This is a genomic window from Desulforapulum autotrophicum HRM2, from assembly GCF_000020365.1.
GTDB classification, from domain to species: Bacteria; Desulfobacterota; Desulfobacteria; order Desulfobacterales; family Desulfobacteraceae; genus Desulforapulum; species Desulforapulum autotrophicum.
Map to the genome: position 1 here is coordinate 2,572,614 of NC_012108.1, position 13,887 is coordinate 2,586,500.

A 13,887-nucleotide genomic window follows, 5' to 3' on the forward strand; every position below is an offset into this window, starting at 1 on the left:
CGCCATTATTGCCGGGTTTTATTTTTTCATTGTTTGCCTGACGGCCAGGACCACGTCTTCAGGGCCTGGTTTAAACAGCCGCTCATGGGTGGGTGCTGCTGGCACAGGAATCTGGGGCGCACCCACCCGTTTGACCGGGCCTTTCAGGGCTTCAAAGGCCTCGTCTGCTACCATGGCGGCAATTTCGGCACCAAATCCACAGAATTGGTTGGCCTCGTGGACCACGACCAGGCGACCTGTTTTGCAAACAGAGTCAAGGACAGTATGTTTGTCCAGGGGCACAAGGGAACGCAGATCAATCACCTCACAGGAAATTCCCAATTCGTGCAAGGTTTTAAGCGCCTCCATTACCGTGTACAGGGCTGCGCCATAGGCCACCAGGGTGCAGTCTGTTCCCAGGCAGACCATGCGGGCTTTGCCAAGGGGCGTACGAATGTCGCCGGGCAACACCTCACCAGGCATTCGATTGAGCATCATCTCCTCGACCACGATGACCGGGTCCGGGTCAAATATGGCGCTCAGAAGCAGCCCCTTGGCATCTTCCGGCGTTGATGGCCAGACGATTTTCAGGCCTGGGCTGTGGGCGATCCAGGATTCAAGGTTGTGGGAGTGCTGGCTCCCGGCACCAAAGCCGACACCCGCCTTGACCCTTACCGTCAGGGGGAAGCTTGATTTCCCGCCGCTCATATAACGCAGCTTGCCGGCATGGTTGACCAGCATGTCGCTTGCCAGGGTGATGAATGGAAAAAACATGATTTCCACCACGGGCCGCAGGCCCATGCACGCAGCGCCCACCCCGAGCCCTGCAATGGCAGCTTCACTGACCGGGGTGTCCTTTACCCGGCGCCGTCCAAATTTTTCAAGAAGTCCCTGGGTGGCCCGGTTGGGGTCCTGGTGAATGGAAACCCCCACACCTTCACCTGCGATGAATACGTTGTCATCAATTTCCATGGCAATGGTAAGGGCCTGGTTCAAGGCCTGTCCAAATGTCGTTTGACTCATGGTATTGCTCCTTTAACCCCTGGAAGGTTGAACAAATAGACCGGTCAGCAGGGTGTCTGGTCCGGGATAGGGACTTTGATTGCCAAAAGCTTCAGCCAAAGCCACACGGGTGTTAACATCCTGGTCAATGGCCTGAATTTTCTGTTCATCAAGCACACCCCTGTCCAGGAGCTTTGTACGGTAGCGGCTGATGGGGCATCTGGCTGCCCAGGCCTCAAGTTCTTTTGGGTCCACATAGTGCTGGTGGTCCTGCTCGCCGTGGCCCCGCATGCGATAGGTCAAGGCCTCCATGAGGGCGGGTCCCTTTCCCGAACGGCAGTGCTCAGCAAATTCCATTGCAAGGGAGTAAACAGCCTCCACATCGTTGCCGTCCACGCTCTGGCCGGGCATGCCATAACCTTTGGCACGTTCGAAAATGTGTTGTGTCGCACAATGTTCTTCATGGCGCTGGGCGCCTGCCCAGCAGTTGTTTTCGCATACAAACAAGAGTGGCAGTTTCCAGATACCGGCCAGATTCATGGCCTCATGCACGCTTCCTTCGGCTGCTGCACCATCTCCGAAGAAAACCACGGTGATGGCCTTTTCTTGTTTGTACTGCTGTGCAAAGGCCGCACCAAGAGCCAGGGGCGATCCTGCACCAACCACCGTGGAGGTCATCAAGATATTGACCTCTGGTGCGGCAAGGTGAAGGGTGCCGGCTTTGCCGCCGTTGATACCCGTGGCCTTGGCCATGATTTCAGCCATCAGGAGGTTCATGTCCAGGCCCCTGGCCAGGAGGTGGCCGTGGCTTCTGTGGTTGGTGACGATGACATCTTCGGGTGTAAGGGCTGAAACCATGCCCGTTGAAACACCCTCTTGTCCGTTGGCCAGAATCTGCATCCCCGGCATTTGATGGGGTTTCTGGCTGAGGGCAACGATTTTTTCTTCAAATTTGCGTGTCAGGACCATGTTTGAATAGAGCCGGGTTTGAAGGTCCGGGGAGATCTGGTTCTCTGTCATAAACCCTCCTTTGCCTGTGTTGAAAATTTCACCGGAATGCGCATGGATTCTCCCCGTATGACCAGCGAAAATTCTTGTTTTTCAAATCTGTGTGTGGGATGGGTAATCATACGGTTTTCCAATTGCGTCGGTGTGGGGGATAGTTGATTCTGCATTTGTGGAATTGTTTACATCTGAGTCCCTAACCGTGCGAACTGATATTAATTCATAAGGAAATGGTATGATGTAAGTCAAGTCTTTTTTGAATTTTATCCAAGGAGGATAGCATGCAGATTAGCGTCAAAACCCATGCCCGAACAGAAATGATCGAAATCACCTCCCAGGTGCGCCGTGTGGCTGAAGAATCCGGGATTAAAAATGGTCTTGTCCATGTTTTTTCCCTGCACACCACAGGAGCCGTTACCATTAACGAGAATGCCGACCCTGACGTTGAACAAGATATTCTATCCACTATTAACCGGGTGATTCCCTGGGATGATCATTTCAAGCATTTGGAAGGAAATTCTGCAGCCCACATCAAGGTCAGTCTTTTTGGACCTTCTGAATTGATCGCCCTTGAGGAGGGTTCACTGGTCCTTGGAACCTGGCAGGGAATATTTTTCTGCGAATTTGATGGTCCGAGAAATCGGCAGGTTAATGTGAAAATTCTGGCCGATTTATAGCTTTTTTAAATATGAAACCTTTGATTTATGATTTGTGTTGTTTCCCTGCATCTGCCCCGATCGTCTTTAATTGAGCTGACAGGTCAATTAACCTTAACGACCCCAGCTTGATACTGGTTTTTTCTCCTTGCATTGGCGTTGATGAATACGTTAGGGTTTAACGTATACCCGAACCCTTTTCAGGAGCGATGATGGGGCATAACCTCTACGATCAGTGGCTGAAGATTTTGGATCATTTCAATATTGGTGTGATCCTGGTCGATAACCACCGGAGAATCAGGCAGTGCAACACCAGCGCCAGGAATCTTCTAAGGCTCAGTGAGGATGAAATTATTGGCGGTGACTGCCAGGAGATTTTCTGCGGGTTGCCATGCTTTCCGACCTGTCCGTTCCATGACCCTGAAACCAGTGATGTCAGGGACATGGATGTGGAGTTCCTGGATGAGGCCGGTGAAAAGCACCGGGTCACCCGGGTGGGGGCGCCACTGCTCGATGACCAGGGACGGGTGCAGGGGTGCGTCACCGTTCTCCAGGACCATTCTCCGTTCAACGAGCTGGTCAACCGGATTCACTATGAGGAGCAGAGCCTCAAGATCATCCTTGACAGCCTGAACATGGGGATTTTCACCGTCAACCGGGGCGGGCTGATCACTTTTTTTAACCGGGCCGCTGAAAAAGTGTCGGGTTTCAGCCGTATGAATCTGCTGGGCAAGGCCTGTGGAACGCTTTTTGCCGGTGAGGGAAAACAGGTCTGTCAGGCCCTCAAGCAGGTGCTTGCCGATCGGATTCCGGCAACGGCCGTCCGGGGAGAACTGCTCAGTTTTCAGGGGGAGGTTATTCCCATTAGTGGCGATTATATTCCGCTGCTCAACGATCACGGCGGTGTCATCGGTGCCCTGGCCGCCTTCCAGGACATGACCCTGGTACAGCAGCTGAACCAGGCCATCAAAGGTCAATATCACTTCCACCACATGATCGGCAAGGATCCAGCCATGCAGCGTATCTTTGACATGGTCCGGGTGGTTGCCAAGACTGAATCCACCCTGCTCATCGAAGGGGCCACGGGAACGGGCAAGGATCTTCTGGCAAAGATCATCCATTCCGAGAGCAATAGAAGCAAAAGGCCCTTTGTAAAGGTCAACTGTGCAGCCATTCCCGACAATCTGGTTGAATCTGAAATTTTTGGCTATGTCAGGGGGGCCTTTACCGGGGCTGACCGGGACAAACCCGGTCGGTTCAGCGAGGCCCATAGCGGTACCATTTTTCTTGATGAAATCGGCGATCTTCCCCTGGCCCTCCAGGCAAAATTATTGAGGGTGTTGGAGGACCGGGAATTTTATCCCCTTGGCAGCAGAAAGACCCAGCGGGTGGATGTGAGAATTCTCTCGGCAACCAATCGAAAGCTTGAATCCCTGGTTGCCCAAAAGCTTTTTCGGGAGGATCTTTTCTATCGGCTCAACGTGCTCAGGATTGATCTTCCTCCCCTGATGAATCGACGGGGGGATCTTCCCCTCTTGATTCGCCATCTCATGCGAAAACAGGCCGGCATCATGAAAAAACCGTTTCCAGACATCTGTGAGACTGCCATGGAGATCCTGCTGAACTACCACTATCCAGGGAATATCCGGGAGCTTGAAAACATCATCGAGCACGCTATTATCCTCTGCCAGGAGGAGGTGATCCGTTCCTGCCATCTGCCTGCCTACATCCTTGACTGTTCGGGACTTGAGGGGAAACGGGACGGTTTTTCTGACCCGTCCACGGTAGACCCCGGGTTTTCCGGCACAGCCCAGGAGCGTCAACAAATTCTGGATGTCCTCAGGGCCAACCGCTGGCACAGGCAAACAACGGCCAACCTCCTGGGCATGGACCGGACCACCCTGTGGCGGAAAATGAGAAAATTCAAGATCTCGCCCTAGCCCAGAATTTCAGATAATGTTGCAGATTTGTTGCATACAAGTTGCAGTCTGTTTTGCAACATTAATTCCCTTTAAATTCATTTTTTTAAACTGAATTCTCTTTGATTATGTTGCATGTTTGTTTCAATGTTTCCTGATATATATTCATTCCATAATCGGTTATTTAAACCCTCTTGACAACCTGAACAAGGCTCAAACCGAGGTTTTTGCCGGTTTTAATTGCGTTTGTGTGGTCCTGGCATGCATCCTGCTTTCTTATATTCCAAGGCGCAGGCAGATCAGCCGCCAGGATTGTTTGAGAAACGGAGACAATGCCATGGCATATTCCATTCTTATCGTGGACCAGGAACCGGAAACACGTGCCTTCTTACGCACCCTGTTGACCAATCGCGGGTTTGTCGTCCATTGTGCAAAGGGGGTGGATGAGGGCAGATGCAAGCGACGCGACTGTTGTCCGGACCTGATGATCGTGGACGCTCTTTTGCCCGACGAAGGGGCCCTTTCCTTTTGCGGTTGCGATCCAAAGCGGCCGGTGATTTTTATCTCACCTGTTCCCCTTGGATCTCTTTTTTTTCGCAACAGGCTCATTCATGCCCATAACGGCCTGAAACAGACTTCCGGACTTCCCTTTATCGAAAAACCCCTTCAGGAGGACGAACTACTGGATCAGATCAATGCTCTGGTCAGCATCCGGGATGGCAGACAGACTCGTGGGAACGGGACGACAGACACAATGGATATGGGAGGATAAGATGGCCGTCAGAATCGGTTTTTACGTGTGTCACTGCGGCATCAATATTGCGGGGATGGTGCGGGTTGAGGAGGTTGCCGAGTATGCCCGTTCGGTCAAGAACGTGGTTGTGGCAAGGGATTATAAGTTCATGTGCTCGGATCCGGGCCAGGAACTCATTGAACGTGATATCAGGGAACTGGGTCTCAACCGGGTGGTGGTGGCATCCTGCTCGCCAAGGCTCCATGAAAAGACCTTCCAGAATGCCTGCCAGCGGGCCGGCTTGAACCCCTACAATTTTCAGATGGCATCGGTCAGGGAGCAGGTCTCGTGGGTGACTGACGATAAAGACAGCGCAACCCTCAAGGCAAAGACCCTGAGTGCCGCAGCCCTTAACCGGGTCAACTTCCATGAGAGCCTTGATTCAAGAACCGTGACCATCAATCCCAACGTGCTGATTGTGGGTGGTGGTATTGCCGGTATGCAGGCGGCCATCGACATTGGAAACGCCGGGTTGCAGGTTTATCTTGTGGAAAAGGACACCACCATTGGCGGACACATGCTCCAGTACGACAAGACCTTTCCCACCCTTGACTGTGCCGCCTGCATCGGAACGCCCAAAATGGTGGAAACAGCCCAGAATCCCTTTGTGGAACTCATGACCTTAAGCCAGGTTGAAGAGGTGTCCGGCTATATCGGTAACTATACGGTGCGGATCAGGAAAAAGGCCAGGTATGTGAACCATCGCTGCACGGGCTGCGGCGAGTGCGCGTCCGTCTGCCCGGTGGAAATGGACAGCCCCTGGGATTTAGGGCTGCTCAAACGAAAGGCCATCTACCGGTCGTTTCCCCAGGCCGTTCCCATCACCTTTGCCATTGACAAGTATGCCACACCACCCTGCCGAATTGCCTGCCCGGCCGGCACAAATGTCCAGGGGTATGTGCAGATGGTCAAGATGGGCAATTACCAGCAGGCCCTTAACATCATCATGGAACGGCTGCCCCTGCCGGGGGTGCTGGGTCGAGTCTGTCCCCATCCCTGTGAGAACGAGTGTCGAAGGGCCCTGATCGACACCGCCATCAGCATTCGAGACTTAAAACGGGTTGCAGCGGACCTGGGGGACCTTGCCCAGGTTCCTGTTGCCATGGGCCCGGAACGGAATCAGCAAATTGCCGTAGTCGGCTCAGGACCTGCCGGGCTCACTGTTGCCTACTATCTCAGACAAAAGGGATTCAAGGTGACGATTTTCGAACGCCATGAAAAACCCGGCGGCATGCTTCGGTGGGGCATACCCGACTACCGCCTGCCTCCTGCCGTCCTTGATCGGGAGATCGATCATATCCTTGGAACTGGAATAACCCTCAGGACAGGCACGGCACTGGGCCGGGATTTTACCTTAAAAAGCCTTAACGCTGACGGGTTTGATGCGGTCTTTCTGGGTCTGGGAACCCATGGTCCAGTGGATCTTGGCATTGACAATGGGAATGCTTTGGGCGTGGTGGATGCGGTTGAATTTTTACGGGCCGTTAACCAGGGTGAACGCAAAGCCATTGGTAAACATGTGGTGGTTGTTGGCGGGGGGAATGTGGCCATGGACGCGGCCCGGGTAGCTGTTCGACTTGGCGCCCAAAGGGTAACGGTTCTCTATCGTCGATCCGAGCAGGAAATGCCAGCAGACAGGGAGGAAATTCAGGGTGCCAGGGACGAAGGAATATTTTTTCTGGTCCTTGCAGGTCCAGTCCGGGTGATTGCTGATCAGGGCAGGGTAACAGGGGTGACGTGCATTAAAAATACCCTGGGCCCACCGGACAGGAGCGGACGCAGGCGACCTGTTCCGGTTGAAAACACCCTTTTCACCCTGGATTGCGATACCCTGATACCTGCCATTGGCCAGCGCCTTGACCTTGGTACCATTGATGAGGGGTTTGAACTCACCTCCTGGGGAACGGTCAGTGTGGATCACACCACCATGGAGACAAGTATTCCTGGCGTGTTTGCCGCAGGGGACGCTGTGACAGGTCCTGCAACGGTGATCGAGGCCGTTGCTGCCGGCCACCGGGTGGTTGCTGCCATGGCCCAATATCTGGACAGCAAACAATCACAGGCGGTTGAGCAGGAAAAGGACCGGCCTGACCCGGGCGGAAAAACAGATTTGATCCAGGAACAGCGGTCAACTGATTATGCTCCCATGCCGAAAGATCCTGAACAGCTTCCAAGGCAGACACCTGTTTTCCTTGATCCTGAAACAAGGAAAAATAACTTTGACGAGGTGGATCCCGGATTTACCCCGGAGGCCGCTGCCCTTGAGGCCCAACGATGCATCAACTGCGGCGGGTGCTGTGAGTGCAAGCTCTGTGTTGATGCCTGTGAGCCAGGGGCCGTTGACCATGAAATGAGGGCTGAAATTGTTGAGGTCAAGGTGGGCAGCATCATCACGGCAACCGGTTTTGATCCCCTGGACCCCACCCCCATGAAACAGTACGGCTATGGGCGGTATCCCAATGTATTTACCAGCCTTGAATTTGAACGTTTGAGCAATGCCACCGGTCCCACGGGCGGGGAGATTCTCATCCGGGACGACAAGGGTCAGTTGACCCGAAGTCCCCGAAGTGTTGCCCTTCTCCACTGCATCGGCAGCAGGGATGTGAATTACCACGAGTACTGCTCAAGGGTGTGTTGCATGTATGCCCTGAAATATGGCCACCTGGTCCATGAAAAGGTGGGCCATGACACCCTTGTCTATAATTTTTACATTGACATGCGCTGTTTCGGAAAGGGGTATGAGGAGTTTTACACCAAATGCCAGCAAGAGGGAACCGTATTTATCCGGGGCAAGGTGGCTGAAATAACCGACCGGGCCGAAACAGACAGTGAACAGGGAAAGCTTGTGGTCATCAGCGAGGACACCCTTTTGGCTGAAAAAATAAGGGTGCCCGTGGACATGGTGGTGCTGTGCACGGCCATGGAGGCAAGGGCAGATGCAAGGGATATTGGCAGGGTCCTTGGCATTAATCAGGGATCGGACGGATTTTTCCTTGAAGAGCATCCCAAACTTGGTCCCTTGAATACGGCAACCGACGGGGTGTTTATCGCAGGTGCCTGCCAGGGTCCAAAGGATATTCCCGATGCCGTGGCCCAGGCCTCGGGCGCTGCTGGAAAAGCACTCTTACTTGCCTCCCGGGGGGAGGTCACTGTTCCTTCCACGGTGTCATACATAGACCCTGATATCTGTGCGGGCTGCAAGACCTGCATCGGGCTTTGCCCCTACACGGCCATCTCCTTTGATGAGTTGCATGGGGTGTCCGTGGTCAACGAAGCCCTTTGCAAGGGATGTGGTTCGTGCGCCGGGTTCTGTCCCAGCGGGGCGGCCCAGGTGAGGCATTTTAATGAAAAACAGATGTTTGCCGAGCTTTCCGGGGTGATGGACAGCATAAACAGTTTATAAAGGAGAAAAGGGATGGCGGATTTTGAACCCACTATCATCGCATTTGTCTGTAACTGGTGCACCTATACGGCCGCAGACCTTGCCGGAACAAGCCGGCAGAAGTACCCGCCCAATGTAAGGCTTATAAAGGTGATGTGCACGGGTATGGTGGACCCAAAATATGTGCTCAAGGCCTTTCTTTCCGGGGCTGATGCGGTTCTGGTCAGCGGCTGCCATCCAGGTGACTGCCACTACATTAACGGAAATTACAAGGCTAGGCGCAGGATACATCTTGTCCACAACATCCTTGAACGGTTCGGAATCGGCCGGGAGCGGCTCAGGCTCACCTGGATCGGGGCAAGCGATGGTATTGAATTTGCCAAGGTGATCCGATCAATGGTGGCCGAGTTAAAGGCACTTGGGCCTGCCGTTACCGATATGAAACAGGTGATTTAGGGGGGAGACTACATGGAAGACGCCTATGAAATCAAAGGAAAAAACCGGCTTGACGCCCTTAGAGTTTTTCTTGCAACCCTGTTCGAAAAAGATGATATCGGTTCCATGCTGATTCCCCTGGAGAGTGAAACCACCCACGCCATCATGCCGACCCTGGTCTCAGACCCGGCAGCCCTTGCCATGGCCGACCCCTTTGCTCCGTTTTTTCCCCTGAACGGGGCAAAACTTGTCTCAAAACTGACCAAGCGGCCAACGGATGAAACCGTTGCCGTGGTTTTAAGGCCCTGTGAATTAAGGGCCCTGGTTGAGCTTGTAAAAATCAAGCAGGCCAGGATGGATCATCTTATCACCATCTCGTTTGACTGCCCCGGGGCCTATCCAAATAAAACCTTCAACCAGCTGCCGGAAAGGGGGGGAAGTCACACCCTTGAATTTCTGGCAAAGCGTTTTGCATCCGGGTTCGAGGAGGACAAAGCCCTTCCGCTGTCAACCGCCTGCACCATCTGCACCTCCCCATTCCCGGAAAATGCCGACATCTGCATTACCCTTGTTGACCAGCCCGATGACACCCTGGGTGTTTTTGCCGGAACAGACAGGGGACAACAATTGCTCATGGGCCTTGCCCTTGGGGAACGTCCCCTTCCCAAAACCCGTAAAGAGCGCCTCAAGGCGGTGCTGGCCCAAAGAGTCAGTGTTGAAAAAAAGGTGTTTGAGGACCTCACCGCCACCACATCCACCCTGGAGGGGCTCGGGAACTATCTGTCGGCCTGCGTTAACTGCTACAACTGCCGGGTAGCCTGTCCGGTCTGCTTCTGCCGGGAGTGCGTGTTTAACACGGATGTGTTTGATTATGAGCCCTTTCAATACGCCACCTGGTCAAAGAACAGGGGTACGCTTCGCATGCCCATGGACACGGTTTTTTTTCATATGACCCGGATGATCCACATGGGTCTTTCCTGTGTGGGGTGCGGCCAGTGTTCCAATGCCTGCCCCAATGACATCCCCCTTGCCGAGCTTTTTACATCCGTTGGCAAGGCGGCCCAAAAGGGGTTTGGCTACCGTGCCGGCGCCAACCTTGCTGAGCCTTTTCCCCTGTCTGTTTTCTTTGAAGACGAGTTTCAGGATGTAACCGGAATCTGACCGCCATGGCATAGCGGTCACAATGAAGATAAAAACGTGACAAATGTGAAATTCAAGGTGATGGTATGATTAAAAAACAGGGTCAAGCACTGGTGGTGGGCGCAGGAATCAGCGGTATCAGGTCTGCCCTTGATCTTGCTGAAGCAGGATGCAGGGTGACCTTGATTGATGCTGCCCCCCACATGGGGGGTGTTCTTTCAAAGCTTGAGCACCAGTTTCCCACCGACGGCTGTGGCATGTGCCGAATGTTGCCTAACACGGACAGGGAGAGCTGTTTCCAGGGGTGTCTGAGAAAGGGGTTGATTCATGAAAATATTGAGGTGAAACTGTTGACCCGCCTGGTCAAGGTCGAGGGAGAACCCGGCAACTACCATGCAACCCTTGAAAGCCCAGTGCCCATAGTCGACCCCAACCGCTGCACCGGATGCAACCTGTGTGCCCAGGTGTGCCCGGTTTCCATTGACGACCCCTTTAACCATGGGTTGTCCCGGACAAAGGCCATCTATCTGCCCGTTCCCCATGCTGTTCCAAATATCTATACCATTGACATGAACCATTGCACCCTTTGCGGCGAATGTGAGCAGACATGTCCCTTTGACGCCATTACCCTTCCAGCCGACCACAGGAAAAATTTCAAGATCCTTGTGGTGGACGATGAACAGATTGTAAGGGAAAGTTTAAAGGACTGGCTTGAGTTTGAAGGGTTTGTGGTGGAAACCGCAACTTCCGGTCAAGGGGCCCTGGAGCGCCTTGAGGCCACGCCCTTTGCCATGATGTTCCTGGATATAAAAATGCCGGGAATGGACGGTACAGAGGTGCTTTCAAGGGCAAAAGAGCAGTTCCCTGATCTTGTGGCCGTCATGATGACGGCCTATGCCACGGTTGAAACAGCAGTCTCTACCATGCGGTCCGGGGCCCTTGAGTATGTGATCAAACCCTTTGACCCGGAAAAGGTTGTCTCCCTGGTTAAAAAGGTCTTTCTTGAGCAACGGCCAGACCTTCGGGAGTCAGCCGGAATTGACGTGGGGGCCATTGTCCTTGCCACGGGCGTTGATTACTATGATCCCATGGCCGGGACCAACACCTTTGGGTACAAGGCACTTGCGGATGTGGTGACCAACAGTGAGCTTGAACGGATATTAAGCCAGACCGGACCCTTCAATGGTGAGTTGAAACGGCCTTCGGACGGCCGGGTTCCCCAACGCATGGCCTGGATTCAGTGCGTGGGTTCAAGGCAGAAGGATTTTCCCATATGCTCGTCAATCTGCTGCATGATCGCCCTTAAGGAGGCCGTGCTTGTGAGGCAGCGTTCCTGCGGCACCATTGAGACGGTTATTTATTTCATGGATATGCGCTGTTCCGGCAAAGATTTTGAGGCCTACCGGAAACGGGCTGAAAACGAGTATGGCGTGATTCTGAAACGGGCCCGCCCCCATTCGGTTTGCCCCGCTCCAGTTGCCGCTGCCAGCCCTGGCACACCACCGGAGTCAGGGGGGCTCTTGGTGGTCATCTCCGAGGATTCGGGTAAACGAGCAGATGAGATTTTTGACATGGTGGTCCTTTCTGTGGGCCAGCGACCCGGCAAAGACACAAATGACCTTGCCGCTGCCACGGGTGTTGACCTGAACCCCTTTGGTTTTCTGTCTTCTCCCTACCAGGACCTATTCCTGGACAATGGAAAAAAGGCTGGCGTGTTTGTCGGCGGTTCCGCCTCCGGGCTAAAGGAGATCGGCGAATCCGTGATTTACGCCTCATGGGCCTCAAGCCTGGCTCTCAAGACCATCCGGGCAGCCAAAGCCGCGGGACCAGGGGATGGGCCGGACAAAGAACCTGCCTTGCCCAATGTTCTTCGGGATGTCTCGTCTGAAATTTCCGACATCGGCGTAGTAGTTTGTCAATGCCCACTTGGTCCGGATATTGCCCAGCAGGTTGCCCCCATTGTTGAACAGGACATCCACGTCTCAAAAATGATAAAAATTGACCGCATCTGTACCCAGGCCGGCTGGGATGACCTGGTACATACCCTGGGTGGAACGCGATTTAACCGACTGCTTGTTGTGGCCTGTGACCCACTGCTTTTTATTAAAAAAAAGGGGGAAATCGCTGCAGCCATGGGCCTTGATCCGGCCTATATTGAGTTTGCTGAGATACACAGGGACCAGCCACCTGGCCCCAGTGTCAGGATGGGGCTTGCCCGGATTCGCCACCTTGCCCGCCCCAAGACCCATACACCTGCCATGGTGCCCAGGGTACTTGTGGTCGGTGGCGGTATTGGGGGAATGACTGCGGCCCTTGGGGTTGCCGGGGCAGGTTTTGAGGTTGTCCTTGTTGAGCGATCGTCCGAGCTTGGCGGGAATCTTGCCTGGCTTGATAAAAATATCAGTGGAAACGATCTACAAGCGTTGTTGAAGACCACCCGTGAGCGCATTGGGAAAACACCCGGTATAACCGTTTACACCCATGCCACGGTGGACAATACAAGGGGAGGTCCGGGTCGATATTCAACCGTTATCAACATCAATACCGAATCAAACCCTGACGGCTCAAACCCAGGCAGCCCGAATCCCCATGGTCCATCCCCGAAGGGGTTAAGGGAAATCTTTCACGGGGCTGTGATCCTTGCCACAGGTGGTCAGGCGGCCGAAACCAAGGCCTACGGGTATGGGACAAGTCCCGTTGTCATGACCAACCAGGAGGTTGAAATAGCCCTTCGATCAGGAAAACTTGACCCTGAAACCCTGAATGCGGTGGTCATGATTCAGTGCGTGGATTCAAGGGAGTTACGGATGGATGCAAGACCTTACTGCAGCAGGATCTGCTGCACCTCATCTCTCAAGCACGCCCTTGAGTTAAAACGTGCCAACCCGGAACTTGACATCTATGTGCTCTACCGGGAGATGATGACCCAGGGGGTTACCGAAGCATACTATAAGGAAGCAAGGGATCTTGGGGTGATTTTTATCCGATACACCCTTGACAAAAAACCAGAGGTGGCGTTTGAGTCTGACCAGGCCATGGTCAGGGTCAATGAACCCATACTTGACCGAATTCTGGAAATTCAGGCCGACCTTGTTGTCCTTGCCACGGGTATTGTTGCAAAGGGAGTGGAACCCCTGGCAGGATTTTTCAAGGCCGGTGTCGATTCCTACAATTTTTTCAAAGAGGCAGACCCCAAGTGGCGGCCGGTTGACGCCGTCACAGGCGGGGTGTTTGCCTGCGGCCTTGCCCTGGGGCCAAGGGATGTGGAAGAAAGCATAGCTTCTGCAGGGGCTGCGGCCATGGGAGCTGTCCGGCTTCTCTCAAGCTCGGGGATTGCATCTTCCCCTGTGACTGCAGCCGTTAAACAAAGCCTGTGCAGTGTTTGTGGCCGGTGCATTGATGCCTGCGCCTTTGGGGCAAGAACCCTTGATCCTGACACCAATCGGATCAAGATCGATCCCATTATCTGCCAGGGATGTGGGGCCTGTGCCTCGGTCTGCACCAACAGCGCCGCCTATGTAAATAATTTTCTGGATCAGCAGATGTTTGAAATCATCGATGCTGCCGTTTAAAGGG

Annotated in this window: 9 protein-coding genes; 7 read left to right on the top strand and 2 right to left on the bottom strand. The window is 53.8% G+C overall.

The features are described from left to right. Positions 1-18: 18 nt before the first annotated feature. Both HRM2_RS11245 and HRM2_RS11250 read right to left on the bottom strand, forming a co-directional pair. Positions 19-1,002, bottom strand: coding sequence for an alpha-ketoacid dehydrogenase subunit beta (locus HRM2_RS11245; protein ID WP_015904131.1), 984 nt, complete (start codon positions 1,000-1,002; stop codon positions 19-21). A 12-nt stretch (positions 1,003-1,014) separates the two neighbouring features. Further along, on the bottom strand, positions 1,015-2,001 hold the full coding sequence (locus HRM2_RS11250) for a thiamine pyrophosphate-dependent dehydrogenase E1 component subunit alpha (RefSeq protein ID WP_015904132.1): 987 nt from the start codon (positions 1,999-2,001) through the stop codon (positions 1,015-1,017). A 266-nt stretch (positions 2,002-2,267) separates the two neighbouring features. On the opposite strand from HRM2_RS11250, the gene HRM2_RS11255 reads away from it, so the two are divergent. The 7 genes from HRM2_RS11255 to HRM2_RS11285 all read left to right on the top strand — a co-directional run bounded on the left by HRM2_RS11255 (position 2,268) and on the right by HRM2_RS11285 (position 13,883). Beyond that, complete coding sequence (locus HRM2_RS11255) at positions 2,268-2,663, top strand: secondary thiamine-phosphate synthase enzyme YjbQ (protein WP_015904133.1); 396 nt, start codon at positions 2,268-2,270, stop codon at positions 2,661-2,663. A gap of 188 nt (positions 2,664-2,851) precedes the next feature. Continuing rightward, a complete protein-coding gene (locus tag HRM2_RS11260) occupies positions 2,852-4,582 on the top strand; it encodes a sigma 54-interacting transcriptional regulator (protein WP_083776569.1) in 1,731 nt (576 codons plus the stop codon). Positions 4,583-4,898: 316 nt separating this feature from the next. Beyond that, on the top strand, positions 4,899-5,333 hold the full coding sequence (locus tag HRM2_RS11265) for a response regulator transcription factor (protein WP_015904135.1): 435 nt from the start codon (positions 4,899-4,901) through the stop codon (positions 5,331-5,333). Beyond that, on the top strand, positions 5,278-8,757 hold the full coding sequence (locus HRM2_RS11270) for an FAD-dependent oxidoreductase (RefSeq protein ID WP_232364256.1): 3,480 nt from the start codon (positions 5,278-5,280) through the stop codon (positions 8,755-8,757). The genes HRM2_RS11265 and HRM2_RS11270 overlap by 56 nt, the downstream gene beginning before the upstream one ends. Positions 8,758-8,769: 12 nt before the next feature. After that, positions 8,770-9,192 (top strand): hydrogenase iron-sulfur subunit, encoded by a 423-nt coding sequence (locus HRM2_RS11275; RefSeq protein WP_015904137.1) that lies wholly within the window; start codon positions 8,770-8,772, stop codon positions 9,190-9,192. A 12-nt stretch (positions 9,193-9,204) separates the two neighbouring features. Continuing rightward, positions 9,205-10,332 carry a Coenzyme F420 hydrogenase/dehydrogenase, beta subunit C-terminal domain gene (locus tag HRM2_RS11280; protein WP_015904138.1) on the top strand — a complete coding sequence of 376 codons (1,128 nt, stop codon included), beginning with the start codon at positions 9,205-9,207 and terminating at the stop codon, positions 10,330-10,332. 65 nt (positions 10,333-10,397) lie between these two features. Next, positions 10,398-13,883, top strand: coding sequence for a response regulator (locus tag HRM2_RS11285; protein ID WP_015904139.1), 3,486 nt, complete (start codon positions 10,398-10,400; stop codon positions 13,881-13,883). Positions 13,884-13,887: the final 4 nt, after the last annotated feature.

What these genes read in the sequence shown, in the direction of transcription:
- HRM2_RS11280 (WP_015904138.1), top strand. Translation starts at nt 9,205, where the DNA reads ATGGAAGACGCCTATGAAATCAAAGGAAAAAACCGGCTTGACGCCCTT.
- HRM2_RS11250 (WP_015904132.1), bottom strand. Translation starts at nt 2,001, where the DNA reads ATGACAGAGAACCAGATCTCCCCGGACCTTCAAACCCGGCTCTATTCA.
- HRM2_RS11245 (WP_015904131.1), bottom strand. Translation starts at nt 1,002, where the DNA reads ATGAGTCAAACGACATTTGGACAGGCCTTGAACCAGGCCCTTACCATT.
- HRM2_RS11255 (WP_015904133.1), top strand. Translation starts at nt 2,268, where the DNA reads ATGCAGATTAGCGTCAAAACCCATGCCCGAACAGAAATGATCGAAATC.
- HRM2_RS11270 (WP_232364256.1), top strand. Translation starts at nt 5,278, where the DNA reads ATGGCAGACAGACTCGTGGGAACGGGACGACAGACACAATGGATATGG.
- HRM2_RS11265 (WP_015904135.1), top strand. Translation starts at nt 4,899, where the DNA reads ATGGCATATTCCATTCTTATCGTGGACCAGGAACCGGAAACACGTGCC.
- HRM2_RS11260 (WP_083776569.1), top strand. Translation starts at nt 2,852, where the DNA reads ATGATGGGGCATAACCTCTACGATCAGTGGCTGAAGATTTTGGATCAT.
- HRM2_RS11275 (WP_015904137.1), top strand. Translation starts at nt 8,770, where the DNA reads ATGGCGGATTTTGAACCCACTATCATCGCATTTGTCTGTAACTGGTGC.
- HRM2_RS11285 (WP_015904139.1), top strand. Translation starts at nt 10,398, where the DNA reads ATGATTAAAAAACAGGGTCAAGCACTGGTGGTGGGCGCAGGAATCAGC.